This window comes from Nostoc sp. ChiQUE01b, from assembly GCF_034531255.1.
GTDB lineage: Bacteria > Cyanobacteriota > Cyanobacteriia > Cyanobacteriales > Nostocaceae > Nostoc.
Map to the genome: position 1 here is coordinate 86,802 of NZ_JAVRBM010000017.1, position 25,218 is coordinate 112,019.

The 25,218-nt window shown below is 43.9% G+C and carries 21 protein-coding genes; 7 read left to right on the forward strand and 14 right to left on the reverse strand.

The genetic code is table 11. From position 1 onward, the window contains the following. Window positions 1-613 precede the first annotated feature (613 nt). The 7 genes from RMY63_RS14025 to RMY63_RS14055 form a co-directional block, all read right to left on the reverse strand. Complete coding sequence (locus RMY63_RS14025) at window positions 614-1,342, reverse strand: HEAT repeat domain-containing protein (protein WP_322729286.1); 729 nt, start codon at window positions 1,340-1,342, stop codon at window positions 614-616. 170 nt (window positions 1,343-1,512) lie between these two features. Continuing rightward, entirely contained in the window at window positions 1,513-2,358 is an 846-nt protein-coding gene (locus RMY63_RS14030) for a HEAT repeat domain-containing protein (RefSeq protein WP_322729287.1), read from the reverse strand. Next, a complete protein-coding gene (locus tag RMY63_RS14035) occupies window positions 2,355-2,618 on the reverse strand; it encodes a phycobilisome linker polypeptide (protein WP_322729288.1) in 264 nt (87 codons plus the stop codon). The genes RMY63_RS14030 and RMY63_RS14035 overlap by 4 nt, the downstream gene beginning before the upstream one ends. A gap of 82 nt (window positions 2,619-2,700) precedes the next feature. Next, window positions 2,701-3,570, reverse strand: a complete 870-nt coding sequence (locus RMY63_RS14040) for a phycobilisome linker polypeptide (protein ID WP_322729289.1) — start codon at window positions 3,568-3,570, stop codon at window positions 2,701-2,703. 150 nt (window positions 3,571-3,720) lie between these two features. Beyond that, a complete protein-coding gene (locus tag RMY63_RS14045) occupies window positions 3,721-4,533 on the reverse strand; it encodes a phycobilisome linker polypeptide (protein ID WP_322729290.1) in 813 nt (270 codons plus the stop codon). Between the two features lie 656 nt (window positions 4,534-5,189). After that, window positions 5,190-5,681 (reverse strand): phycocyanin subunit alpha, encoded by a 492-nt coding sequence (gene cpcA, locus RMY63_RS14050; protein ID WP_322729291.1) that lies wholly within the window; start codon window positions 5,679-5,681, stop codon window positions 5,190-5,192. 87 nt (window positions 5,682-5,768) lie between these two features. Beyond that, window positions 5,769-6,290: a phycocyanin subunit beta gene (locus RMY63_RS14055; protein ID WP_322673570.1), complete on the reverse strand. Its 522-nt coding sequence runs from the start codon at window positions 6,288-6,290 to the stop codon at window positions 5,769-5,771. 842 nt (window positions 6,291-7,132) lie between these two features. Between RMY63_RS14055 and RMY63_RS14060 the strand changes: the two genes are divergently transcribed. After that, a complete protein-coding gene (locus RMY63_RS14060; RefSeq protein ID WP_322729292.1) occupies window positions 7,133-7,789 on the forward strand; it encodes a class I SAM-dependent methyltransferase family protein in 657 nt (218 codons plus the stop codon). A gap of 263 nt (window positions 7,790-8,052) precedes the next feature. Here the strand turns inward: RMY63_RS14060 and hpnH are convergent, their stop codons facing one another. Genes hpnH through RMY63_RS14075 form a run of 3 tightly spaced genes read right to left on the reverse strand, consistent with a single transcriptional unit; the run spans window position 8,053 to window position 12,947 of the window. After that, window positions 8,053-9,072 carry an adenosyl-hopene transferase HpnH gene (gene hpnH / locus RMY63_RS14065; RefSeq protein ID WP_322729293.1) on the reverse strand — a complete coding sequence of 340 codons (1,020 nt, stop codon included), beginning with the start codon at window positions 9,070-9,072 and terminating at the stop codon, window positions 8,053-8,055. A 42-nt stretch (window positions 9,073-9,114) separates the two neighbouring features. Beyond that, entirely contained in the window at window positions 9,115-10,167 is a 1,053-nt protein-coding gene (hpnA, locus tag RMY63_RS14070) for a hopanoid-associated sugar epimerase (protein WP_322729294.1), read from the reverse strand. Further along, on the reverse strand, window positions 10,167-12,947 hold the full coding sequence (locus RMY63_RS14075) for an efflux RND transporter permease subunit (RefSeq protein ID WP_322729295.1): 2,781 nt from the start codon (window positions 12,945-12,947) through the stop codon (window positions 10,167-10,169). Before RMY63_RS14075 ends, hpnA begins: the two co-directional genes overlap by 1 nt. A 403-nt stretch (window positions 12,948-13,350) precedes the next feature. On the opposite strand from RMY63_RS14075, the gene RMY63_RS14080 reads away from it, so the two are divergent. Beyond that, window positions 13,351-14,040: a phosphorylase gene (locus tag RMY63_RS14080; protein WP_322729296.1), complete on the forward strand. Its 690-nt coding sequence runs from the start codon at window positions 13,351-13,353 to the stop codon at window positions 14,038-14,040. Window positions 14,041-14,488: 448 nt separating this feature from the next. Next, window positions 14,489-16,189, forward strand: coding sequence for a bifunctional diguanylate cyclase/phosphodiesterase (locus RMY63_RS14085; RefSeq protein ID WP_322729297.1), 1,701 nt, complete (start codon window positions 14,489-14,491; stop codon window positions 16,187-16,189). A gap of 288 nt (window positions 16,190-16,477) precedes the next feature. Here the strand turns inward: RMY63_RS14085 and RMY63_RS14090 are convergent, their stop codons facing one another. After that, the gene (locus tag RMY63_RS14090) at window positions 16,478-17,140 is read right to left on the reverse strand and encodes a LuxR C-terminal-related transcriptional regulator (RefSeq protein ID WP_322729298.1); all 663 of its coding nucleotides are present in this window, start codon (window positions 17,138-17,140) and stop codon (window positions 16,478-16,480) included. A gap of 222 nt (window positions 17,141-17,362) precedes the next feature. Between RMY63_RS14090 and RMY63_RS14095 the strand changes: the two genes are divergently transcribed. Together RMY63_RS14095 and RMY63_RS14100 are read left to right on the forward strand one after the other, a co-directional pair. After that, entirely contained in the window at window positions 17,363-17,779 is a 417-nt protein-coding gene (locus tag RMY63_RS14095; RefSeq protein ID WP_322729299.1) for a DUF6220 domain-containing protein, read from the forward strand. 56 nt (window positions 17,780-17,835) lie between these two features. After that, the gene (locus tag RMY63_RS14100) at window positions 17,836-18,669 is read left to right on the forward strand and encodes a sulfurtransferase (protein ID WP_322729300.1); all 834 of its coding nucleotides are present in this window, start codon (window positions 17,836-17,838) and stop codon (window positions 18,667-18,669) included. A gap of 38 nt (window positions 18,670-18,707) precedes the next feature. Here the strand turns inward: RMY63_RS14100 and RMY63_RS14105 are convergent, their stop codons facing one another. Next, window positions 18,708-18,833: a hypothetical protein gene (locus RMY63_RS14105; RefSeq protein ID WP_322729301.1), complete on the reverse strand. Its 126-nt coding sequence runs from the start codon at window positions 18,831-18,833 to the stop codon at window positions 18,708-18,710. Window positions 18,834-19,356: 523 nt separating this feature from the next. Between RMY63_RS14105 and RMY63_RS14110 the strand changes: the two genes are divergently transcribed. Continuing rightward, a complete protein-coding gene (locus RMY63_RS14110; RefSeq protein WP_322729302.1) occupies window positions 19,357-20,481 on the forward strand; it encodes a site-2 protease family protein in 1,125 nt (374 codons plus the stop codon). A gap of 903 nt (window positions 20,482-21,384) precedes the next feature. Further along, a complete protein-coding gene (locus tag RMY63_RS14115) occupies window positions 21,385-21,534 on the forward strand; it encodes a hypothetical protein (RefSeq protein WP_322729303.1) in 150 nt (49 codons plus the stop codon). A gap of 38 nt (window positions 21,535-21,572) precedes the next feature. Here the strand turns inward: RMY63_RS14115 and RMY63_RS14120 are convergent, their stop codons facing one another. Together RMY63_RS14120 and RMY63_RS14125 are read right to left on the reverse strand one after the other, a co-directional pair. Beyond that, window positions 21,573-24,110: a calcium-binding protein gene (locus RMY63_RS14120; RefSeq protein WP_322729304.1), complete on the reverse strand. Its 2,538-nt coding sequence runs from the start codon at window positions 24,108-24,110 to the stop codon at window positions 21,573-21,575. Window positions 24,111-24,467: 357 nt separating this feature from the next. Next, window positions 24,468-25,190 (reverse strand): choice-of-anchor K domain-containing protein, encoded by a 723-nt coding sequence (locus RMY63_RS14125; RefSeq protein ID WP_322729305.1) that lies wholly within the window; start codon window positions 25,188-25,190, stop codon window positions 24,468-24,470. Between the last annotated feature and the right edge of the window lie 28 nt (window positions 25,191-25,218).

The following is a 25,218-nucleotide window of genomic DNA, read 5'->3' on the forward strand; positions in this document are numbered from 1 at the left end:
TGTACACCAGGGAGAAACGGTTTCGCCCATGAGCGACTGGCGTGAGCTAGGGCGGATCTAGATTTCATGCTTTAGTGTGTAAATACTAAATGTTCTACTGGTAAGTCTTATTTGGGATATTATTGTTATAATAATGACTTTTTTATTAAATAAAAGTAGTATATATACTGAAGATAAATTTGGTGAAAACTTGATAATTGGCAACCCGCGTCAGCAGATTGTCGTATAGCCGTAAGTCCCGTCCTTGGGCTTAAGAAAGTGCGTAAGCGTAGCCCGTTGTAGGCCCTGGTGTTAATGTTGTTGTGCTGTTATCTTTTTACTTTTTAAAAGAACTGTTATGTGTGTCAACTTTAGCCAAAACCATAGACCTCTTGCAAAAGTCCCCTAAACCCCACCCCCAGCCCCTAAGAGCCTGCGGGGAGCTCGGGGCCCCCTCTGGGGATTAGGGGCAGGGAGACTTTGACGTAAGTTAAAGGCGGGGTGGGGTTCTTATTTTGGATTTATGCAAGAAGTCTCATGATGATATCTCGTTTTCAGTCAGAAACTGAAAACGAGGCAAAAACTAGGCAAAATTCAATCCTTATTATCTGGTTAGTTTTGAATTTTGAATTGTTTAGCGTCTACCAGCACCACGATGAGGTATTTCAGACACTTCAGTATCTTCTAGCTTTCTTTTTGGTGCAAAAACTTCTTGATGTTGTTGCTGTTGAATTTTTTGCTGTGCAAACTTTACACGAGTGCGAACTCCGAGGTCGGCATCTGTATCGAGCATTTGCTGAAGTTGATTTGTAATCCGCAACGCTTGATCGGGTAAAGTGACTGCTATGGCAATGGCTAATGTTTCTAAACTCGTCACTGCTGCATAGCGCACTACCCACTCTGGATCTTGAGAAATTAGTAATAGCGCTTCCAATACTTGAATCTGAACAGATTCCACTTTCTCAGCAGGTAGTTGATGCCAGCGTAAAGTGCCTAATCCTCTGGCAGCTGCCCGTCGCACACTTAAGGAAAAATCGTTTTTAGCTGCCTCCAACAAGGTATCCAGCGCCCGAACATCGCCAATTCCCGCTAAGGCTCGAATCGCCCAGGCTCTAGCACTGTAGTTGTAGTCATCAATTAGTTCCAATAGTGATGGTACTGCGACTTCTCCGATCGCAATTAGTCCATCTACTGCCGCCACTGCTGCCCCTGGATTATTGTAGCCCAAAGCTGCAATCAGAGTGGGAACAGATTCCTCAATACCAGCTGCCGCTAACTCCTGAACTGCGTCTAATAAGCGATCCGAGGAGTCTGCTTCTTCCACAGCACGGATTAATATTTGGGCAAGGTCACTGTTGTTCATAATAATTTTTCATGAGTCATTAAGGATCTGCCAATTGTAGCTTAAGTCCTCCGTAGTTGACATCATACATAAACCCCCTAGCCCTGATTTTGCAGTTGGGTTGGGGGTTTATGTGTGGTAAACATTTGCTTTAAACGTATTAATAACAACTAATTCCTGGGAAGTTATGACTACAACAGCGAGTCCATCAAATTTATCACTTTAATCGCACCTGCTGATAAAGTGTTTGTTGCTGTGTGCTTAACTTGATATTCTAGTAATCCTTTAAGAGAAATTAGCTTTAGACTATTTTCAGCAAGAGTTTCGGCGATCGCATCTGCTGCGGGTAGATAGCCAATCGCTCCCAAGTCTGCTAACACTGCTCGACGCAATTGCAATTTATCTCCTGCCAGAGCTTTTACTAACCGTTCTCCATAAACTGGTTCTTGGGTTAATTGATACATGGCTCGTGCGGCAGCATATTGCACCAATTCGATTGGATGCTCTAAAAATGGTTTTACCAAAGGGATGCACTCAGTCGCTCTCAAGGCTCCTAAGGCTTCCAAAATGGCCTCGTAGGGTTGAGATAAATCAGGCTGTTTTGATATCAGCTGTTCTCCCTGCAAACCTACTTTTAATAGCTCGCTCAAGGCGGGAATACAAATCGGATCGCCCAGTATTTCTAAGGATTGTGCCGCTGCTTCCCGGACATAAAAATCTGAGCAGTCTAAACACGCAATTAAAGGTGAGACTGCCTGGCGATCGCCTAGTTTCCCTAAAGATCTAGCTGCGTTCCGTCGCAGAGGATATCCGCCTTCTGGTGTTCTGTCAGCTTCATCTTCTAACGCTTTAATTAATCCTGTAACCGCAGCTGCTTCACATATCCGAAACCTACCCAACCACCAGGCAGCATAAAATCGCAGACCTAAATCTGCACTCTCAAGATTAGCGATCGCTTGCTCTACTGTTAAAGATTTACCGTCGCCAAAGTCATCTGTCGGGGATAAATCTTCAAATTTGTGCGGACTTGAATTCATTTAGAAGAAGGAGGATCGCTTTGTTCGCTATTTGTTTTAGCTTCAGCGTTCAATGGCTGAATGCTGACTATTTTGCCACCCAAGCGAGTAATTCGCTGCATTTCTTGATTCATCCGGTTCTCAGCTACTGTGAAAAACACAGTGGCACTAGAACGAATGGGATAGTTGGTTTTTTCAGTTTCTTCGCTTTGGCGTAAACCCACTACTTCATATCGAAAGTAGCGACTACTCTTTGTTGTACTACTAAGTGCTCCAACCATAAAATTAATTTCCTATTCTAAATCGTCATTAGCCTTTTGCCCTTAATAATGACTAATGACTAATGACTATTGACAAATGACACTAAAGGGGTTTTACACTAGCTATTTTACCACCTTGTTTTAACACTCTCTGGAAGTAACTAGATAGTTCTTCATAAGGTATAACCACCGCTTGATTGACGCGGCGTGTGCTAGGATATCCAGCTCCAAAAACACCTGCTACTTCAATGCGGTAAAGTCTGCCTTCTTTACCAAAAGTTCCTGCACCACCAAAAGTGCTGTTGGGGGTAACGCCTTTTTCAGAAGCAACGTATGAAAAACCGGAGCCGCTACCAGAAGGAGGAACAACGACGGATGCGCTATTGCGACCTAGTTCGCTAGCAAGACGGGAGGATTTGCCTTTGAGTTGGGAGGTATCGCTACTGGCATAGCCACGATAAAGTTGGAATATCCGGCTAAATCCGACAGTTTTCTGTCCTGTTTGGGTCTTAAAGCCACGATAGTAAGGCACTATATTTTCACCAAAGCTAGATTGATACTCTGGCGAATCAATATAGGAATCAATGTCGGCTTCATATCCCTTGGTTTGATACAAGTCTAAGTGATAGACGACATCAGACTCATCATAAGGGGCACGACCCAACAAATGTTTGTAGTTCAGTTCGATGACACGAGTTTGGAAGTTGTCATAGAAAAATTTGGATTTGTACAGTTCTGATTTAGCTACTTGACGCACAAACTCTTGCACTGTATTTTTTCCATCGCGCAGGATAGATTCAGCGCTTGTCAGGCGGTCAGATGCCAATATGTAGTTGTTGCCCAAGACTTGACGATAGACGGCAGCAATTACTCTCTCAATGTCTTCTTTGGTTGCATTCGGACGCAATTCCACAGGAGACTGATCGGTAAAAGGTTCTGTTCCCAGACGGGAAGCTGCTGTTGTAATAGCCATTGATAATTTTCCTTTTGTAATTAATAATTGGGGACTGGGGATTAGGGATCGGGGATTGGGTACTGGGTATTGGGTATTGGTTATCCCCTTTCTCCTCTTAGTCCCCAACTCCTAGTCCCTAGTCCCTAGTCCCCAGTAAAGAGTCCCTATTTATACGGCTGTAATGCTAATAACCTTACTGCCCTTGCGATTCAACTGCTGTAATTTACTAGAAAGTTGCTCGTAGGGTACGAGCAATTCCGCAGTACCACGCCGTACTACAGCTGAGTTTGGGGAAGCTGCTTGTAGCACTCTGATCCGGTATGTTTCGCCGCGACCACCTGTAGAGAGACCTGTTAAGGCTCCGGCAGAGACTGGGTAAATGGGTGAAGCTAGATTCTTAGCCACTTCCCAAGTTAGCCGTCCTTGTTTTTGTCCTTGAGCGCGATCGCTATTGGCATAACCCCGATACAGTTGGAACAGTCGGCTATAGCCAACGTTTTTCTTTCCTACTTGACTTTTAAAGCCTCGATAGTAGGGGACAATATTTTCGCCAAAACTCTCTTGATATTCTAATGAGTCAATGTAGGAATTAATCTCAGCTTCGTAACCTTGTGAGTTGTAAAGCTCAACATGGTATGAAATCTCTGACTCATCTTCCGGGGCACGCCCCAAGAAATGCTTATAATTCAACTCGATAAACCGAGTTTGCGAGTTGGAGTAGAAAAACTTATCCCGATAGAGTTCTGATTGAGCAATAGCTAGCACAAATCCCCGAACGGTGATTGTACCTTGCTGCAACAGTGATTCTGCACTCTCTAGACGATCTCTTTCTAGTAGATATGCATTACCCAAAACCTGACGGTAAGCCGCCCGGATAACTACTGCTACATCCGCTTCTGTTCTATCAGGGCGTAGTTCTACTGGTGCTGTATTTTCAAACGCTGCAATCCCTAACCTTGCTGCTTGTCCCAAAGCTGCCATCTTTAAACCTCCTCAGTTTTAACTGCAAAACTGAAAACTTTTTAGAAAATTTTTTCTAGTCTTTTAACAGTCTTTTTGAAATTGACACTCACCTTACTTAAAATAAGGTGATTTTTAAGACATCGCTGCCTTAATATCCTGTTTCCACATGTTCCCAGGCTCACCCTACGGGTTTGGCAGTCCCTCATGGGGGAAAAAGAAACTTCCAGATATTTTCTGCCAGACACTGCACGTAGCAAGATCCCCGTAGTGGACGCGGACTCGCTAACGTTGCACTAGCGTCAAGGAAGAAGATTGCGCTCGCTGCCTCACCACATTTGCCACAAGGGCGTAGTGATATCTCCTCACGTTATTTCGGGCGTATACTTTCCCCCAGTCTGAGGGTAGGTTTTTAAATCTTGTACTGACAAAAATATTGTGCCAATTGACGGTAGCTTAAAAGAGGCACTGGGTTGTGAATTTTCCCAAAGTTGTAGCAAGTACCGTGCTACGTCGGTAGCTTTCATCCCTGTTCTAAAGCAAAAAATACAGAACTACGTTCCTCTTTCTCCAGGGTTTTTAGCTAGCTTTTCTTAAAAAACTGCCCGGAGAGGTAAACAACTCATAAAACTTACTTGTCATAAGAGCTGATTTCCTCTCCGGGCTAAAGAAACACTCTAGCTTAGAGTATTGATTACATAGTCGATGTAGGAATTTGCTTCAACACCTGGATCGCCGCTTAAACCGTGGTTAGCTTTGATGTACTTGAGAGCTTCAATGTACCAGCTAGGAGACAGTTCAAAAGTCCGGTTGATTTCAGCCAAGCCAGAAATCAAGAAATCATCCAAGGGGCCTGTACCACCAACAACTAAAGCGTATGTGATAATCCGCAAGTAGTAGCCTACATCACGTACACACTTGCTTTTGCCGCGTGAATCAGCCGCGAAGTTAGGGCCTTGCTGTTGAGTGGTGTAAGGGTACTTGTTATACACCGCTTGAGCTGCACCTTCGGTCAAGCGTTGAGCATTAGCGCTCAATGCTTTTGCTGCTTGTAAGCTAGCTGGTGCTTGGCGGAAGCGACCAAAAGCAACTTGAATTTCGGTGCTGCTGAGGTAGCGTCCTTGAGAATCAGCCGATGCAATTGCTTCAGTTAGAGGTGTTTTTGACATTTTGCTATCTCCCTTTCACAAACTTTATGGTTGAAATTTTGTTTTGTCCTATGGACAATTATTTAGTCAACATCAGCAATGCTTGGCTTAAGCCACAGCAGCAGCAGCACGATCGAAATAGCTAGCTATTTCAGATGACAGAGCGCTGCAATCTCCTCTGGTGATGTTGTTGGTATCGTTGACAATGGCCAAAGAAGCTTGTTTCAGCTTTTGAATACCAACAGCAACTGATGCTCCTGGAGTTCCCAATGCTAAGTAGGTTTCCCGCAATCCATTGAGGGCACGATCATCTAGGACGCTGGAATCGCCAGCAAAGATAGCGTAGGTGATGTAGCGAAGAATGATGTCCAAGTCTCTGATACAAGCAGCTGCACGACGGCTGGTGTAAGCATTACCACCCGGAGTGATCAATTGGGGTTGTTCTGCCCACAAATCACGAGCAGCAGCAGCAACAAGAGCAGATGCATTGCTGGTAATACGGTTAACGGCATCTGTACGCTTGTTACCATCTTTGACTAGTTCGCTCAATGCATCTAATTGTGCATCAGAGAGATATTCGCCGCGTGTATCAGCTTGGGAAACTACTTTTGCAAATGCATCTAAAACCATTGCGTTAAATCTCCTAATTTGCTTGGTTAAGAATAAATTGGACTCAAAACTGAATGGTTCAGTTGATTTTTGATGTCAGCACTGCCTGACGAGTTACGAAAGGTTTAAAACAGACATCCAAGAAATAAGTTTACGATCTCCAGGCTTTCAGATTAAAACTTTTGTTAAAAAACTTCAAACTTCTGTCAATGACTGGAAAACCTGATTAAGATGTTGTTTTTTACTTCCAAGTTCTCTTTATACAATGCTGCCGTATCATTATTTATTACAAATTATTGTTATCTTTGTGAAATTTGTTTACATAACTTCATATTTAGACCTCTGTACGGCGGAAATAACTATCCAGTTGAAAACCAGTTGAAAAAGGCTAAAAAGCTGATCAAACAAGCAGGTATCTGTAGTTTTTAAGACTAAATATAAGTAATAATATTGAGACAATAGAGTACTCAACCAGCTAACCGAACCGTACTCACTTATCTCCACCCCAAAAGATAGGATAATTTAGTTCTGGGAAATTCCTTAAAGAATGCGTAGGCGTAGCCCGCCGCAGGCATCGCACCCGGAATTTGGTAGCATTGGCTACTTTCTAGCTCCTGCAAAGGGCAGGCGCTATATTTTGCGACTGCATTCCAGCCTTAACTTGTCAGTTAAGGAAGCTCTCTATTGTTAAATTGCAAGATTTACAAACCAAAGAAAAAGGACTTGATTTTGGATAAATTTCCATGATAGTGTGCATTCAACCATAAAATACGGTTTACTTATGTATTTACAGTATTTTTGAATTGCATAGTGTGTTTGTGACTTTGCAAACTTATAGTTAATGGAAACAAAAATCACCTCTTATGGTAAAAGACTGGTTTGAATGGCACGACCTCTACAAGAACGAACCGAAATTGCAACAACGCTTGCAAATTGTGCAGGAATACATTTCTTATAGCTTGAATTTGTCCCAACCAGGGTTAATCCGTGTGGTTAGTGTTTGTGCGGGGGATGGACGAGATTTGCTAGGAACGCTATCAAATCATCCACGGGCAAAAGATGTTCATGCTCGACTTGTAGAGCTAAATCCACAACTAGTTGAACGTGGACAAGAAACAATAGAATCGTTGGGTCTGACACAACAAATTGAGTTTATCAATGGTGATGCAACTATTTCCTCGAACTATGTAGGAGCAGTACCAGCAAACATTGTGATTGTATGTGGTGTATTCGGCAATCTTGCAGATGAAACAGAACTCAATCGCTTACTGGCAAACCTGAGTTTTCTCAGCAAACAAGGTGCTTTTGTGATTTGGACTCGTGGACACTCTAAGGGTATTGCCCACTCTGAGACTGTTCGTAAACTTTTCTGTGAATCTGGATTTGAAGAAGTGAACTTCAAACTCACTGCAACAGGAGACATGGGAGTAGGTATTCATCGTTACCTTGGTGAAAGTTTGACCCCAGCAAAAGAGCAACAGTTGTTCGCTTTTACTGGTGTTCCAAGTAAAGCCAGTTAAACCAATTCGCAATTCGCAATGACGCTCGCGGACTCGCTAACGCAATTCGCAATTACGTTTTGTGACGGGGATTTAAACCCCGACACAAAACGTTCTGCCTGTAGAGGCAGGGGACTTAAACCCCTAAACTTTGTTAACAATTCAAAATTCACGCATTCAAACATTTTAGGTATTTTCAGATGGGGATTTAAACCCCAACTGAAAATATGTTACGTGTTTTGGTTGGGGTCTTAAACCCTTTAATATGTAGTATTTACTACTTACTAATTCCTACCAAAGACACTGCCAAGGGCACGCGCCATATTTTGCGGCTGCATTGCATCCATTGCGGCAGTGGGTTCATAGCCACAATGAACCATACAATCGGCACACTTAGGATTACCACTCTTCTGGCCGTATTGACTCCAGTCAGTTTGTGCGAGTAATTCCTTAAAGGTAGAGTAATAACCTTCGTTCAGCAGATAGCAAGGTTTTTGCCAACCGAGAACGCTATAACTAGGGCTACCCCAAGGTGTGCATTCGTAGTCCTTCTCACCAGTGAGAAAATCTAGAAACAACGGATTGTGATTGAAGTTCCAGTTTTTTGCACCACTTTTGTATGGAGCCAGAATTTCTCGGAAGAGGGCGCGGGTTTGTTCGCGGTGGAGAAAATGATCTTGATCTGGGGCCCACTCGTAACTGTAGCCGGGAGAAATCATCATCCCGTCAGTATTTAGTGTTTCCAGAAAGTTAAAGAACTCTTGCATATCTTTAGGTTCAGTACCTTCAAAGATAGTGGTATTAGTGGTGACACGAAAGCCTTTAGCTTTAGCGGCGCGAATGGCTTTGACAGCAATATCAAAAACACCTTGGCGATCAACGCAGCGATCGTGTAACTCTCGCATTCCATCTAAATGCACACTGAAAGTTAGATAAGGGGAAGGTTGAAACTTATGTAGGCTCTTTTCTAACAACAAACCATTGGTACACAAGTAAATATATTTCTTGCGCTCAATTAATCCCTGGACAATCTCATCAATTTGGGGGTGTAGCAGAGGTTCTCCACCAGGAATTGAGACAACCGGTGCGCCGCACTCTTCCACTGCGGCAAAACACTGTTCTGGAGTGAGATTTTGCTTTAATATTTCCTTGGGATGTTGGATTTTACCACAACCAGTACAAGCTAGATTACATCGAAAAAGAGGTTCCAACATCAACACTAAGGGGAAGCGTTTACGTCCTTTCAACCGCTGAGTAACAAGATACTTCCCAATATCTATAGCTTGTTGTAGATTAACTGCCATTGTTGCGATCGCTCCTCTTTTAAAGATAAATACACCACTTTCTCAACCCCAAGATTTATCTATGGGGTCTTCAATTTTGACTTTTGACTTTTGACTTTTGACTTCCCCAAAGGGGTTGACATATCCCTGAGCAACAAACCAATCCACAGCATCTTTGAGTGCGGCGTTTAGCGAAGATTGGGGTAGACCCAACTCTCGTACAGCCTTGGCAGCATTGTAATACATCGGTTGTTTCGCCATCCGAACGCCATCCAATGGTACTGAGGGCGATTTCCCTAAAGGTGCGAGAATCTTTTCATCAACCCAGGCAACACTCAGGGGTAGCAAAGCGGGTACTGTTCGTTGAGGTGCGCTAAGACCTGTGATATCGGCGAGTTGTTCGAGTAGTTCTTTGAGACTGAGATTTTGATGACCTAAGATATAGCGATCGCCAGATTTACCCCGTTGCAAAGCCAGTAAATGCCCCCATGCCACATCCCGCACATCGATAAAATTTAGACCAGTATCCAAGTAAAAAGGCATTTGCCGTCGTAAAAACCGCAGTATTATATCACCCGTCGGGGTAGGTTTGATATCCAACGAGCCAATGGGGCTGCTGGGATTGACTATAACTACTTCCTGACCTTTAGCAACAGCTTGTATAGCTTCTTGTTCAGCCAGAAACTTAGACTTTTTGTAGTTACCCACCAACTTTTCTAAGGGACTCTGATGTGTTTCATCTACAACTTCCCCTGACGAGCCTACCCCAATCGCCGCTACTGAACTCGTGTAGACGGTGCGTTCAATATTAGCCTTACGAGCTGCTGCCAACACATTACGTGTACCCAGGACATTGTGGCGGTGCAGTAACTCCTGGTCTTTTTGCCAGAGGGAATAATGAGCTGCGACATGAAATAGGTATTGACAACCTCCCATCTGTTGCCAGAGATTTGGATCGTTCAAATCGCCTTTGACAATTTCCACTTCTAAACCGCGTAGATTCTCCAAATTGCTGCTATGGCGTACCAGTGCTTTGACTGTGTAACCCTGTTGTAGGAGCAACCGTACCAAATGAGCACCAATAAACCCCGTACCCCCCGTGACAAAAACCTGCATCAACTTCCCCCCTGCTCCCCTGCTCCCCTGCTCCCCCTCTTCTTAAACCGGGGAAACCAATCATCCAAAATGGTGTAAACTACTGGCACAACAATCAAACTGAGAATAGTTGAAGTTACTAATCCACCTGCGATCGCTACAGCCATAGGCGATCGCAATTCGGAACCAGCACCCAAACCTAAAGCGATCGGCAGCATCCCTAAAATAGTGGAGGCTGTGGTCATCATAATTGGTCTGAGGCGCACTAGTCCGGTATTGAGGATTGCTTCGGTACGCTCTAAGCCAGCGTTGCGTAACTGGTTGATGTAATCTACAAGCAAAATGGCATTTTTATTTGCCAGCCCTAGCAAAAAGACGAAACCGATCAGTGAGATCATGCCAAAGTCGCTCTTGGTGATTAGTAGCGCCAACATCGCCCCCACTAGTGCTAAAGGCAAAGAGACACCAATAACTAAAGGGTCTACCCAGCTTTTGAACAGCAAAATTAGTACCACAACGATACACAGGGCAGATAGAGCTAAAGTACTGCCGAAACTGCTAAAAACCTTACTTTGGTTAGCAGAGTCTCCCCCTAGATTTAAAGAAACATTAGAGGGTAACACCGCGTTTGCTTCAGCTACCACTTTGTCAGTGGCATCACCTAAAGACAGATCCTTGCCAAGATTAGCACTGATGTAGGCTACGCGCTGATTATTCAGACGCTCGATCTGAAAAACTGTGCCCTGTGGATTCGTTTCACCTGTAACTGTAACATCAGCGAATCCTGGTAGCCTTTGAATCCTTTCTTTAATTGCTTTGACTGCTTTGCTCAAAGCTTGGAGATTATCACCTTGCAATGCTATTTGCAGGGGTTTTTGACCGCCGGAATCGACAAATTGAATATCTTCAACACTAGTAGTTACCCCAGAAAGACTAGGTAAGGAGGAGCGCAATTGGTCTTGTAATTCCGCAGTTGTGATTGTGCGGTTTTCCTTTAACTTTACATATAGCGTCCCTTTATTTGGTTCACCCTCACGAGAACCAACAGTGGTAAATACCGTTTCAACTGCCAGTGATTTTCTGACTACATTTTCTAATTTCTTCGCAACATTTAGAGAATCATTTAAAGGGTTGGGAATTGGGGATTGGGAATTGGGGATTGGGGACTGGGGACTGGGGACTGGGGACTGGGGACTGGGATTTCTCCCTTGTTCCCCTGCTCCTCTGCTCCCCTGCTCCCCTGCCCCTCTGCTCCCCTGCCCCTCTTCTCCACTAGGAATACTCGGCAAAGGAGCCGTATAAGCAATATTAAATTCGCCGCGATCGAGTTTGGGAATAAACCCTTTGGGAATTAGTGGAATCAGTGCTATCCCTGCGATGAAGCTGAGTACGGCTAACCCGATAACTATCTTTCGGTGATTCAAAGACCAACTCAGTAAGTTTCTGTAAGATTGGGTAAACGCCACCCAGGTTTTGGCTTCTCGACGCGGGGAGAGCGAGGATTTAGGTTTCAGCCAGTAAATAGCCAGAACTGGAGATAAAGTCCGAGCAACTAGCATAGAAGCAAGCATCGCAGCAGATACAGTGATGCCGAAAGGCTTGAAGAACTGACCAATTACCCCACCCATCAAACCTATGGGTAGAAAAACTGCTACTGCTGTTAAAGTGGCGGCGGTAACTGTCAACCCAATCTCATTTGTCGCTAAAAGCGCTGCTTGGCGAGGAGTTTCCCCATCTTCAACGTGTCGCATGATGTTTTCCACATCAACGATCGCATCATCAACAATGCTACCAATCACCAAAGCTAAAGCCAGCAGGGTGATTGTTTCTAGGTTGAAGCCAAAAATCGCCATGACGATAAATGTCGCCAACAAAGATGTGGGAATCGCCAAGGCAGAGATCAGAGTTGCCCGCCAATTCCACAAAAAAGGAAAAATCACTACGATAGACAACAAGACTGCTTCCAGCAAAGCATCGATTGTTGACTGCGTGGCTTGGCGGATATATTTTGCTTGAGTGGCAGCTAAGGTGAGTTTGACATCTTTGAGGGTAGAGCCTAGCCTTTGAACTTCTTTCTCAACTTGACTCACTACTTCTAAGGTGTTAGCACTACCGCGTTTGATTACCTGAAATGCGAGTGCATCTTGACCGTTAAACCGGACTAATGTCGTCCCACCTTGGGGGAGAGCCGTTGCACTCGCATTTGCTGGATTTACCGGAGGAGTCGCCGTAGCAGCGCCTAGTAGTGAGACTTTTAGTACTCCTGGTAATTTAGCGATCGCACTGACAATCTCATCTTGCGCTAACTTCGTCAAATCTTTGAGATTCCGTGTAGGACTCTCTATGGCATAGCTAATGGCGGCTGACTCGTTTAGATTCAAAGGAATAATTTTAGAAGTTGCTCCTTGAGGTAGATTCAACTGCTTCAGGGCAGTTTCAACCTTTTTGGTCGATGTTTCTAAATTCGTCCCAACGGCAAAAGAGAGGCTAACAGCAGTTTGACTAGGATAGGTGGATGAGCGGATATCCTCCAGTCCATCTAAAGAGCGGAGGCGTTTTTCTAGGGGTTTGGTGAGCTTCGCTTCTGTATCCAGGGCAGTTGTCAGGGGAGCTGTAGCATTTACAACTACCACTGGAAAGGTAATATCTGGAAACAAGGCATATTTAAGGGAACTGAAAGCCAGAACACCAGCTACCGTTACGGCAATCCAAAAACTCACCGTCAGCCACGAAAATTGAATCGCCAATTTGGAAATATTGAAGAGTTCTCGTGCGGATTTGGAGTTATCAAGCTTTACCATCTTGGAAAATTATCGTGTGGGTGACACAATTATTTAGTCATGCTACAGCAATCATCTTCGGTTTGCGAATTTTGGTTACTACCAAACGGCAATATTACTTATTGTCACTCAAATCTGACCTTTATAGGCAGGGGAGCAGGGAGCAGGGAGCAGAGGAGATTCTAGGATTCCCCTGCAATCAAGGGATACAAGCCCCTAAATTTATTTATGCTCAAAGTAAAAACACTTATGAAGACGCGAAGCGCGAACGCGAGTGCGTCTCGCAGAGAGAAATAATACTTTCTCAATTAGGCCCCTACATTTATGTATGGGGTTCTCCCCCCTGCCCCCTGCCCCCTGCCCCCTGCCCCCTGCCCCTTGTCCTCTTGCTGACCGTTAAAACTTGAAACTATCGAGAGAGCTAGTGCCTAATTTTTTGCCCATCAACACAATTTTGGTGCCTCAAGGAGCGGAATATAAAGCTGTACGTCGTGGATTAAGCGGCATTACTACCTCGATCCCAACGGTAGTAGCCATACCTGTTGGGATGAAGCCTTTACTGAAATACCTGCAACAAGGACAATTTCTGACTCCAAAATCCAGAGTGCTGATTATGGGTATATGTGGCAGCTTGAGCGATCGCTACACAGTTGGTGATGTTGTGCTGTATCAAGATTGTATTTATCAGGGAAAGCAGCAAGAATGCGATCGCACTTTTACAGCACAATTGCACTCTTCTATATCAAAAAAAGTATCTTTAGTCAAGTCACTGACAAGCGATCGCGTAATTTGGTCTGCGCCGGAAAAACGCCGTCTGGGTGAGACTTTGGCGGCTGATGTTGTTGATATGGAAGGATTTACCGCTTTAGAATTTTTCAATGCGGCTGAGATATCTGTGGCAATGCTGCGAGTAGTCAGCGACGATTGTCAGCATAATATCCCCAATCTCACACCAGCAATTAACTCTGATGGCTCTCTAAACCCTTTTATTTTAGCGATCGCTATGCTTCGACAACCTTTTGCCGCTACTCGGTTGATTCGAGGTTCATTAACAGCATTAAAGGTGTTAGAGCAAGTTACAAGTCTGCTTTTTTCCGGCTCTAGCAATCAATAATCTGTTGCGTCTTTACAGCCATTTTTAGGTAAATAACCATGCAGTGGGGGCAGAGCTTTGGTGTGCCCTTACAAAATATAGCAATCCTAAATCATTTGTGAAAATATCTCTTTACTCTTTTTGCATTCTCTGCGTCTCTGTCGTTAGTTATAAAAAATGATTTTTAGCCAGTAAAATCGAATTTGTATATATTTTTTACTCTTAGATCATTTGAAGACAAAGTAATAAAAATCAACATGATTTAGGTATTTATTGTGAAATTGTTTATGGATAAGTTTTACATAAACTTTATCGTTAAACATCTAAATATAAACCTAGATTGGGAAGCATAATATATAACCTTATCAGGGTTGGGTTCCATAAGAGCTAATTGCACTGAATTGTAAATCAAAAATACCCTTTTGCCAGAAAAGCTCGGAACTAATTTACCAACTATCGAACAGAATTTATGAAGCTCAATCTATACTCGTTTCTAGCTGGTTTTCCATTACTCAAAAAAAGTTACACCGGTAAAATCATGTTGGTGGCATTTTTGGGTACTCACATACCACTTCTAAGCTTACTCTTGAGTTTCGTGATCTCAAACTCCTATTCCTTGCAGATGGCGATTCGAGTTATGCTTATTGCTCTGTTGGCTACCTTAGCAGGTACAGCCGCCACCCTCTACGCACTACACCACCTTCTCAAACCGGTTATTTTGACATCTGCGGCATTGCAAAATTATCTAAACACCAAAACCTTACCTGAATTGCCCACAGAATTTGCTGATGAAGCGGGTACATTGATGGCGGATACCTCACAAACTCTTTACAAATTAGATGAGTTAATTCATTACATCAGTAATTATGACGATCTAACTGGATTACCCAATCGTGATTTATTCCGAGATCGCCTCCATCAGACTCTATCTCAACCTGAAAACAACCAGCGCTTTGTAGCTGTTTTTTTACTAGGTATTGATGATTTCACTGCTCTGAGTCATGGGTTGGAGCATCAAACAACAAATTTGTTGTTAAGAGCAGTTGCTCAGAGGTTATCACTCTGCATGATACAAACAGATGTTATTGCCCATTTGAGTGGAGATGAATTTGCCATTGCTCGCATAGACATTGTTTCTTTTGAAAGTGTAATTAAGCTATCTCAGATGCTGTTAAGCACCCTGAGCAAACCCTTTTCTATAGAAGGGAACTTAATTCATATCACCGCCAGCATCGGGATCACAATTAATGGAATAAATGAACTTAATAGCGTAGATCAACTTTTGCAACAGGCTCATATCGCACTATACCAAGCGAAGCCGCAAGGGCGTAGCAAATACCAATTCTATTCACCGGAAATTAATGCTCAGTTGCAGGAGCGAATAACTTTAGAAAATGAATTACGTGGAGCGCTTGAGCGCAATGAACTGCTGGTTTATTACCAACCTCTGATTGATTTACACAGCGGACAAATTACAGCTATGGAAGCGTTGGTTCGCTGGCAGCATCCGACATTAGGTTTGGTTTCTCCAACAAAGTTTATTCCCATTGCTGAAGGCAATGGTTTAATCCTACCAATTGGTGAATGGGTCTTGCGAACTGCTTGTGCCCAAAACCGTGCTTGGCAGCTTGCTGGATTTAACCCAATTCGGATATCTGTAAATCTGTCAGCTCGACAGTTTGAACTACCGAATCTGGTTGAGGTCGTCAGTCAAATTCTTAAGGAGACTGGACTCCAAGTATCTTACCTGGAATTGGAAGTGACAGAAAGCTTCTTGATGGCTGATATGGAGCGATCGGTTAAAACCTTAAAACAATTACGAGAACTGGGTATATGGTTGGCTCTAGATGACTTCGGTACTGGTTATTCCTCCCTCAATTACTTGAAGCGCTTTCCTGTGAATATGCTCAAGGTCGATCAGTCATTTGTACAGGATGTCACGTCCAATCCTGATAGTGCTGCCGTCACGAATGCGATTATTGCCCTGGCAAAAAGCCTGCGGTTGAACATCACGGCAGAGGGTGTGGAAACCCAAGAACAGCTTGACTACCTGAAAATGCAGGGATGTGATGAAGGTCAGGGTTACTACTTCAGTTGTCCTGTGCCCGCCGATCTAATTACCCCGATGTTGCAGAAAACTTCTCAGCAGATGGAGACAATTGCAGCATAAGTGGATGCCTCAGCCAGAAAATACACCCCTGATAACGTTTCACTTGAATTTTGCTAGAAATGGTTATCAGGGGGCAGGGGGAGAAAGAGTTTTCAGATTTTTGCATAGATGCAAGCTGCACACAAGTCTTTTTTCTTCTATCCTCCCAAAAAGGGAGGGGCTTGTAACCATTACCATCGGGGCAGGTTTTCTTCCCTACTCCCTACTCCCTACTCCTTACTCCCTACTCCTTACTCCCTACTCCCTACTCCCTACTCCCTACTCCCTACCCCGAAGGGGCTCGGTCATTCATTTTGAAACTGTGGAAAGCTTTGCAACCATGTGAGCGCGAGATGAAACCTCCAGCTTGCGAAACATCCTTTTTAAGGCTTGTTTAACAGAGTTTTCAGTAATCCAAAGTTCAGCACTAATTTCTGCATTGGTTTGTCCTTGAGCCACCAAAGAAGCAATTTGCATTTCACGAGGCGTTAAACGCTTTGTCTGTAATAGTGGTTGTTGCAATCGCGCCATTGCCACACAAGTAGAAATGTGCAGACAAAGCGCACTCAAATCTGTAAGATTTTGTGAATCAAATGCAGGCATTCCTTGCTGACGCGTCAAACCTACCAGACCCACTAACTCACCATTGCTGACAATTGGGCCTGCCATGACGTGCCAGTGATCGGCACGAGGACAAATCAACTTCCATGTTTTCGGTTCTACTACCAAAGCTTCATGAACAGGGGCATGGCGTTCTAGCAAGTAGCGGGCAACTGGATTGTGTTGAGGTGATAAGGCAATTTGCAGTGCTTTTTGAATCTTGCTGTCAACTAAAGAAATTTGGGCAAAGAAAAACAGCCCACATCGTGTAGCTGAAAAATACTCACTCATTTGTGCAGATATGTGCGATCGCAAAGTCTGTTCATCTTGAGCTTGAGCAATTCCATGAAATAAAGCTTGTAAGGCAACCATGATTTGCAAAGTGTACTCGTTCGAGGTCTAGGCGCAGTATCGCAACTAGACTTATCTTAGCTTTAGTCACATCAAACCGCTTCGCGGAGTCATTAGTTATTAGTCCTTAGTCCTTAGTTTTTTTGCCCACTCTGTTGCGAGGTATGTACCAAAAAACTCTTTATTAATGACTAATGACCAATGACCAATGACTAATTTGTTTGGTTTTTTGGATTACTTTACATGACTGTAAATTCTGGCATTGATGACACACAGATATCCGGGCGCTGGATTCAAATCAGTTTTTTGATTGCAGCAGTGCTTTTCAATCTCTGTTTAATAATCCAAATATTCAGTGTTGGACTGGCTTACTTTTACAACTCTGATTGGTGGAACCTACATATTTGGCTCGTGCGAGGATATGGCGGACTCTCACTAATTTTGTTGATATGGGTCTTTTTAATTCCATTTCCTCGAAGAGTCCGAAACCTTACAGCAAGTATGCCAGTGCTGCTAGGACTGCAATTTCTCACAATTCATTTGCATTATTTGCCTTTAGCAGTGTTTCACCCACTGATCGGCTTTTCGTTATTCTCTATTTCCACAACCCTAGTGCATCGAACATCGCACATCGTATTTCCCAACTACAACCAAGACTAAATCGTTGAGGAAACACAAGTTTCAATTCTTTTCGCGCTATTACAGGAGAAATAAAAGTGTCTCAATACGCTGATCCATCTGTTATTGTTGATACCCAGTGGCTTGCAAATCATCTTAACGATCCAAACATCCGCATTATTGAAGTGGATATGAGTCCAGAGCCGTACAAAAATGCTCACATACCTGGTGCTGTCTTCTGGAACATCTTTGCAGAGTTACTCTTGCCCGATTTGAAGATGAATTTGGATGCGCGAGCTTTTGAAAAGCTAATGGCACGTTCAGCCATCACAAATGATACCACAGTGATTGCTTATGGCAGTTATCCGGGAACAGGAGCCTGGATTTTTTGGTTGTTGAAAGTCTTTGGTCATGAGAATATACGAGTTCTCAATGGTGGCTACCAAAAATGGAAATCAGAAGGTCGTCCACTAGCAACTGAATTATCTACGTTTGCTTCTACTGATTACCATGCCAGAGGTATTGATGCTCATCTGCGAGTATTACATAATGAAGTTCAGGCATCGATAGGTAGAAGCGATCGCCTGTTGTTAGATGTGCGAACACCTCAAGAATATTCTGGTGAGTGGTTTTTCGATCGGCCACCAAAAGCAGGCGAACTCACTGGGCATATTCCCGGTGCAGTGCATCTGGAGCATATCTTAACTCTCAATGAGGATGGAACTTTTAAATCATTCAACGAATTGAAAAATCTTTATACCAGTAAAGGCATTACGCCTGATAAGGAAGTGTTTCCCTACTGTGCCATTGGTGGGCGTTCTGGATATACCTGGTTTGTCTTAAAGTATTTATTGGGCTATCCGAATGTTCGTAATTACGATGGCTCTTGGAATGAATGGAGTCGCTTGCCAGATGTAGCGATCAAGAGGTAGTGAGATAAATTGTTAACGTGGCGAAAGAACTCTGCTAATTAAAGAACAATACGGTTCAGATAAGCTTTTTTTTCTCCCCCTGCTTCCCCTGCATCCCCTGCTCCCCCTGCCTGCCTCAACGGATAAATTTCCTTAACTGAACCGTATTGAATTAAAGAAGGCAATACCCTGCAATGCCAATGCGTCGGCTTACATTGTTAATGCGTCGGCTTGCATTGTTAATGCGTCGGCTTGCATTGTTAATGCGTCAGCTTACATTGTTAATGCGTCGGCTTGCATTGTTAATGCATCAGCTTACATTGTTAATGCGTTCTCCTACATTAAAAACGCTACGCTTTTACGCAAAACTGTACTTAGTTATTACTATAGGACTCCTGTTTGATTTTTGAACAAATTAAGTACCAATCAAAAAGGCTTATTCCCTACTCCCCACTCCCTATTCCCTACTCCCAGCCTACGCAAGTCAGTTCAATAATCAAAGCGGATTACTATAGAGTTTATCCTGTTTATTCTCTAGTCTTCTAGTAATCGCTTGAAGATGTGCTCGTAATATTACTAATAACCGCACCTTTACAGACGGACACCACTACCGCTATCAAGATTAAAATCTCTTAACCTTTCGTTACAATAAAAACATCGAGAAGGACTAAAGCAAACCTCTCGAAGCTGAAATCAAAGGTGAGCGACATGAATGGCACAATTCGCGTTGGTAATCTCTTCGGAATTCCCTTCTATATCCATCCGTCATGGTTTTTAGTTCTGGGTTTAGTAACTTGGAGCTATAGCAGTGGACTGGCGGCGCAATTTCCCCAATTGTCTGCGGGATTAGCTTTGCTACTAGGATTGATGACAGCGCTAATGTTATTTGCCTCTGTCGTCGCCCATGAATTAGGCCACAGTTTTGTTGCGATTCGTCAGGGAATCGATGTCAAATCCATTACGCTGTTTATATTTGGCGGTTTAGCTAGCTTAGAAAAAGAATCGAAAACCCCAGGTGAAGCTTTTTGGGTAGCGATCGCTGGGCCAATAGTAAGCTTACTACTATGCGGCATCGTTACAGCTATTGGTGTTACTACTGCTGCATCAGGGCCGTTAGCTGCAATTCTTGGTGTTGTAGCTTCTGTTAACTTAGCATTAGCTCTGTTTAACCTGATTCCTGGCTTACCCTTGGATGGTGGGAATATACTGAAAGCAATTGTTTGGAAGATTACAGATAATCCTTATAAAGGTGTAACCTTTGCTAGTCGAGTTGGACAAATATTTGGTTGGGTAGCAATTCTTTCAGGTGTAGTTCCTCTACTATTATTTGGCAACTTCGGTAACTTCTGGAATTTGTTAATTGGCTTCTTCTTGTTGCAAAATGCTGGTAATGCGGCTCAATTTGCCAGAGTGCAAGAAAAACTCACAGGTTTGACAGCCGAGGATGCTGTAACTCATGATAGCCCGATTGTATCTGCTAATCTTACCTTGAGAGAGTTTGCCGATGAGCGAGTCATAAGTGGGCAAAACTGGCATCGGTTTTTAGTAACTGATGATGATGGACAATTAGTAGGTGCGATCGCAGTTGATAATTTAAGAACCATCCCCACAGCACAGTGGTCAGAAACTCAAGTTAAAGAAGTCATGCGACCAATTACTGAATCTACCACAGTCCAATCAGATCAACCTCTGCTAGAAGTCATGCAGTTACTCGAACAACAAAAACTATCTGTGCTTCCTGTGATTCGTGAGAATGGCGTCCTAGTTGGAATCTTAGAAAAAGCTGCAATTATCCAGCTACTTCAAAGTCGAACCCAACCTAACCCTGCATAAAGACGCAATTTATCGCGTCCATCAAAAAACGGTAAACCTTTGTAGAGACGCGACAAATCGTGTCTCTACATTTTTATTAAAACAGAATAAAGGCGTCAGTCGCCAGAATTTAGAATTGATATCATGTCCGCTTGATTACTTATTAAACCCGAAGAACCCCACCCCGCCAAAGCTACGCTTTGTCTCCCTTCCCGAAGAGCGGCTATCCATTAGTCACATCTTTCTTTACAATCTTGAAACGCTTGCTTTGTAGGCATCTTAAACACGCTCGGCGTGAGGCATACTTGACAAGTTACCTCTTAATATTCTCGCTAAAAGTAGGTTTTTATTGAGAATTAACGACGAACGAATCAGGGTTATAAAAAACGTGAGTGAATACTCTCGAAATGTTAAGAAAGATCCGGGTAATGGATAGCGAAGAGCGGGGAAGGGGATTAAGGGGAGCCAATGCGGTCTTCTCCCAAAGGGAAAGGCTAGCGCCAAGGGGTCTCTCCAAGTGGAGCATCTGGCGTGTGGGGTGCAATGACTGTGGAAATCATAACTAATTATGCGGACATGATATGAATTCTGTGCGACTGGCGGATGAATAAATGGTGAAACACCACACTAAATCAGAGATTTAGTGGTCAACAAGAAAGTGGCGGGTCTGAATCCCCACTAATTGATTCTGACTTCTGACTTCTTCTTCAACGCCCAAATTTTTGATTTTTTTTGAATTGGTATAAATTCAAAAATTAAATCGGATTACTATAATTAGGACTCCGATTTAATTTTTGAACAAGACTTAGTACCGTAAGCGCTCAATAATCCGGGGTAAATCGCTCAGTGACAAGGCTCAAATGGCGTAAACTCGTTCCTGAACTGGTAGTTCGCCCCGATTTATTGAGCGGATAGTAATGATGGATGAGCAGAACAATCAAAATTATTGTTCACAAAGTCGTTACTGACCGTCCCGCACTCAGGGAACCACGAGTTCAAAAACGCCGCCCCAAAGCTTACCCCTTCATGACAAAACCTCGACAAGAATTACGTAAACAACTGCAAACTTCTTAATTGGCAACTGTTTCCGCTTTTCTTAGTACCATTTGTCTTTAGGCTACAGTGACTTCTAGCGTATAAGAACCAGGATTAAAATAGCCAGAACTGAAAGTCCCGCCATTTTGAGGGAAGTAATCATAATCACTTACTGAAATGGAGTAAGTACCTGCCCCTAGTGAAGCAGTGATTGATTGAGAAGTACTGTAAGTCTGTAAGTTCCCGGCACTATTAAATAGGCCGAGAACTGGATAGTTATTGTTATAATTCGGCGTGCCAATAGTCACAGTTCCTGGGTTGGCTAAAGAAAATGTGAAAAAGTCGAAATCAGGCTTGTTCCCTGGAAGTGTTGCCAGTTGAGCAGAGGTATTAACTTCTGAACCTGATGTTAAATTACCTAGCTTCTCAGCAGTGGCTAGTGTATTGTTTGTCCCTTGTCCAGCATCTTCTTTCTCGTAGAACAGGAAGTCGTCACTATCAAGCTTCAGAGACGACGCTTGCACAACACCAATGAGTTCATCTAGCTCTCCTGAGTTGTCCAGAAATACCCTTGTATCGGCTCCCACAGTCTGCAAGCGATAGTCTGCCAGTGTTCCTTTGAGCTGGATTGTATCTTCGTTGGAGTTGAAGCCACTGATGGTAGCGTAGTCTGCTAAACCACTACTTCCACTGTTGTTATCGTCATAGAAGACATTAGTAGCATCTCCAAGTAAGAACTTATCTTCCCCAGGCCCTCCAGTTAGGGTATCAACCTCCCCTAATCCAGGAGAATTAGAACCGTTAGTATCAACGCCTATGAAGACATCATTTCCAGGCCCTCCAAGGAGAGTGTCATTGCCGACCCCGCCACGGAGGGTGTCATTGCCTTCTCCTCCTTCGATTTGGTCATTGCCAGCCCCGCCAAACAGGCTGTCATTCCCATTCTCGCCCAAAACGAGGTCATTACCTTCCTGACCATCAAGAAAGTCATAGCCATCCCCACCAAGCAAGGTGTCATTGCCGCCTCTGCCAAAGAGGGTATCACTGCTGTCTGCTCCAATCAGGGAGTCGCTAAAATTAGAACCAAAGACTTGCTCGATATTGAACAGGACATCATTCCCATCTCCCCCACTAGCAGTTCCACTGCCAAGGTCAACGGTGACTCCAGCAGTGGCATTTGAATAGTCAGCAGTATTAATGCCAGTCCCACCAAAGAGTTGGTCATCCCCGCCTCCACCTTGGAGTTGGTCATCGCCATCCCCACCAAGCAAGGCGTCATTGCCGCTGCCGCCTAGCAGGGTATCATTGCCTTCTCTACTAATGAGGGTGTCACTCCCGTCCTCACCATTGAGAAAGTCATTGCCAGCCCCACCAAGCAGGATGTCAATGCCGCTACCACCAAGCAGGGAGTCATCGCCGTACCCGCCATTGATAAAGTCGTCGTTAGTCCCGCCAAGGAGGGTGTCATTGCCGTTATCGCCAAAGAGGCGGTCATTACCAGCCTCACCATTGACAAAGTCATTCCCGTCCCCACCACTGATGAAGAAGTCATTGCCAGCTCCGCCAAGGAGGGTGTCATTGAACCTAGAACCAACGACTCTTTCAATCTCCAACAGGACATCATTCCTGCCCTCCCCAGTAGCAGTTCCAGTGGCAAGGTTGATCGTGACTCCGGCAGTGGCACTGAAATAATCAACAGTATCAACACCAATTCCACCCAAGAGTTGGTTATTGCCAGTCCCACCACGCAAGGTGTCATCACCAGCCCCACCACGGATAGTATCGTTGCCTTCCTCGCCATCAAGCAGGTCATTGCCAACTCCACCATCAAGCAGGTCATTGCCACCTTTACCAAAGAGGGTGTCATTACCGCCCCCGCCAATTAGAAAGTCTTTGAAACCAGAACCAAAGACTTGTTCGATATTAAATAGGACATCATTCCCAGCCCCTCCACTGGCGGTTCCAGTCGCTAGGTTGACGGTGACACCGGCAGTGCTATTTGAATAGTCAGCAGTATCATTGCCAGTCCCACCAAAGATTTTGTCATCCCCGTCCCCTCCTTCTAGTCGGTCATGGCCAGCCCCGCCAAGGAGGGTGTCATCGCCAGCCTGACCAATCAAGTTGTCATTGCCATTCTCGCCATCAATCTGGTCATCGCCAGCCCCGCCATTAAGCGTGTCAACCCCTTCCCCGCCAAAGAGTTGGTCTTTACCGTCTTCTCCAGAGAGTCGGTCATTTCCGTCCCCGCCTTCGAGAAGGTCATTGCCAGATCCAGCAAGGAAAGCATCATTACCGAACCCACCAAGCAGGGTGTCGTCACCGCCTTTGCCAAGGAGTTGATCGTCGTCCTCCTCGCCATCGAGAAGGTCATTGCTAGATCCACCAAGGAGGACATCATCGCCCAACCCACCAAGTAGGGTGTTCTCGCCCTCATCACCATTGAGAAGGTCATTGCCGTCCTCGCCATTAAGCGAGTCATTGCCAGCCCCACCCAAGAGGTCATCATTGCCGCCCCGACCAAAGAGGTTATCATCACCGCCCTGACCAAGGATAGCGTCATTGTCAAACGTGCCAATTAGAGTGTTATTGGTGTTGTCTCCAATAATGTCTGCCATATCAATCCCCTCGGTTATAAGTTTGATTCAGAGATATTCGCTGGCAGAGGTGTCATCTATGAGTAGCCCTGCCAGCGGGGAGAAACCCTAGATAGGTAGTTCAAAATAAATGTAGCATGTACTTAGACTGGTTTCGTAACCGCTCAATAATCCGGGGTAAATCGCTCAGTGACAAGGCTCAAATGGCGTAAACTCGTTCCTGAACTGGTAGTTCGCCCCGATTTATTGAGCTGATACTTAGTACCTATCTTTTTTCTATTCCTTATTCTCCATTGCCTATTACTACAAATTAGACATCTGGTGAAAAATAATGTAGAGACGTAGCATTGCTACCTCTCTATAAGGGTTCTGAATAAGTCATATTTCTAGGCTCTTAGTCTTTTTTTTCCAAGAATTTTTACGAGATATCAGGTATATCCCTAGTAAGGATAAACCCGCCAGTGGCGCAGGTTCGGGTATAGTTTTGATTTTGGCATAAATAGCTGTTGTAGTTGTAGTTTCTTCAAGAGCCTTAATACTTATCTGGCGACTGTCTGCATTAAAACCGATTAACTCAAGGGTATATTTATTACTTCCAAAGGTGAAACTGCGATTACTCAAATTTGTGTCTAAAAATACTAAGTCTGCACTCTTTTCAGGATCTTTTGGGTCGTTAAGTGTATTTACTAAATGCAAGTTGAAGTCAAAAAGCTGGCTGGTTCCCACAGGAGGGCTGAAAGATACATTGAGATTTAAAGGTACAAATTCAACGCCTGTATCGGGGACTATCTTTCCATTGAAGTAACTTAAATCAGCTATTTTGAATACAGAGTTAATGTCCGCAGAAAATGAAGTTCCATTAAAGGTTAGCTGATTTGGAAGTCCTGACGACAAATTAGCTTTACCCCAAGTAAATGTGTTACTTCCCACACCTGTATATACGGGATTAGTATCGGTGCTTGCTGGAGTAGGATTTCCCCATGTACCACTAGAGATGCCAGAAAAAGTTAGAGCTTGTGCTTGACCAGAGAAACTAAATCCTGTGGTCGAACTCACAAAAAAACTAGATATAGCAGTAGCCAAAACAAAACTTAGTTTCATAATTCTAGGTTGTAATTATCATTCTGGA

Excerpts from the sequence above, each read along its gene's own strand:
- RMY63_RS14025 (WP_322729286.1), bottom strand. The coding sequence starts at position 1,342 with ATGAACAACAGTGACCTTGCCCAAATATTAATCCGTGCTGTGGAAGAA.
- RMY63_RS14030 (WP_322729287.1), bottom strand. The coding sequence starts at position 2,358 with ATGAATTCAAGTCCGCACAAATTTGAAGATTTATCCCCGACAGATGAC.
- RMY63_RS14035 (WP_322729288.1), bottom strand. The coding sequence starts at position 2,618 with ATGGTTGGAGCACTTAGTAGTACAACAAAGAGTAGTCGCTACTTTCGA.
- RMY63_RS14040 (WP_322729289.1), bottom strand. The coding sequence starts at position 3,570 with ATGGCTATTACAACAGCAGCTTCCCGTCTGGGAACAGAACCTTTTACC.
- RMY63_RS14045 (WP_322729290.1), bottom strand. The coding sequence starts at position 4,533 with ATGGCAGCTTTGGGACAAGCAGCAAGGTTAGGGATTGCAGCGTTTGAA.
- cpcA (WP_322729291.1), bottom strand. The coding sequence starts at position 5,681 with ATGTCAAAAACACCTCTAACTGAAGCAATTGCATCGGCTGATTCTCAA.
- RMY63_RS14055 (WP_322673570.1), bottom strand. The coding sequence starts at position 6,290 with ATGGTTTTAGATGCATTTGCAAAAGTAGTTTCCCAAGCTGATACACGC.
- RMY63_RS14060 (WP_322729292.1), top strand. The coding sequence starts at position 7,133 with ATGGTAAAAGACTGGTTTGAATGGCACGACCTCTACAAGAACGAACCG.
- hpnH (WP_322729293.1), bottom strand. The coding sequence starts at position 9,072 with ATGGCAGTTAATCTACAACAAGCTATAGATATTGGGAAGTATCTTGTT.
- hpnA (WP_322729294.1), bottom strand. The coding sequence starts at position 10,167 with ATGCAGGTTTTTGTCACGGGGGGTACGGGGTTTATTGGTGCTCATTTG.
- RMY63_RS14075 (WP_322729295.1), bottom strand. The coding sequence starts at position 12,947 with ATGGTAAAGCTTGATAACTCCAAATCCGCACGAGAACTCTTCAATATT.
- RMY63_RS14085 (WP_322729297.1), top strand. The coding sequence starts at position 14,489 with ATGAAGCTCAATCTATACTCGTTTCTAGCTGGTTTTCCATTACTCAAA.
- RMY63_RS14090 (WP_322729298.1), bottom strand. The coding sequence starts at position 17,140 with ATGGTTGCCTTACAAGCTTTATTTCATGGAATTGCTCAAGCTCAAGAT.
- RMY63_RS14095 (WP_322729299.1), top strand. The coding sequence starts at position 17,363 with ATGACTGTAAATTCTGGCATTGATGACACACAGATATCCGGGCGCTGG.
- RMY63_RS14110 (WP_322729302.1), top strand. The coding sequence starts at position 19,357 with ATGAATGGCACAATTCGCGTTGGTAATCTCTTCGGAATTCCCTTCTAT.
- RMY63_RS14115 (WP_322729303.1), top strand. The coding sequence starts at position 21,385 with ATGAGCAGAACAATCAAAATTATTGTTCACAAAGTCGTTACTGACCGT.
- RMY63_RS14120 (WP_322729304.1), bottom strand. The coding sequence starts at position 24,110 with ATGGCAGACATTATTGGAGACAACACCAATAACACTCTAATTGGCACG.
- RMY63_RS14125 (WP_322729305.1), bottom strand. The coding sequence starts at position 25,190 with ATGAAACTAAGTTTTGTTTTGGCTACTGCTATATCTAGTTTTTTTGTG.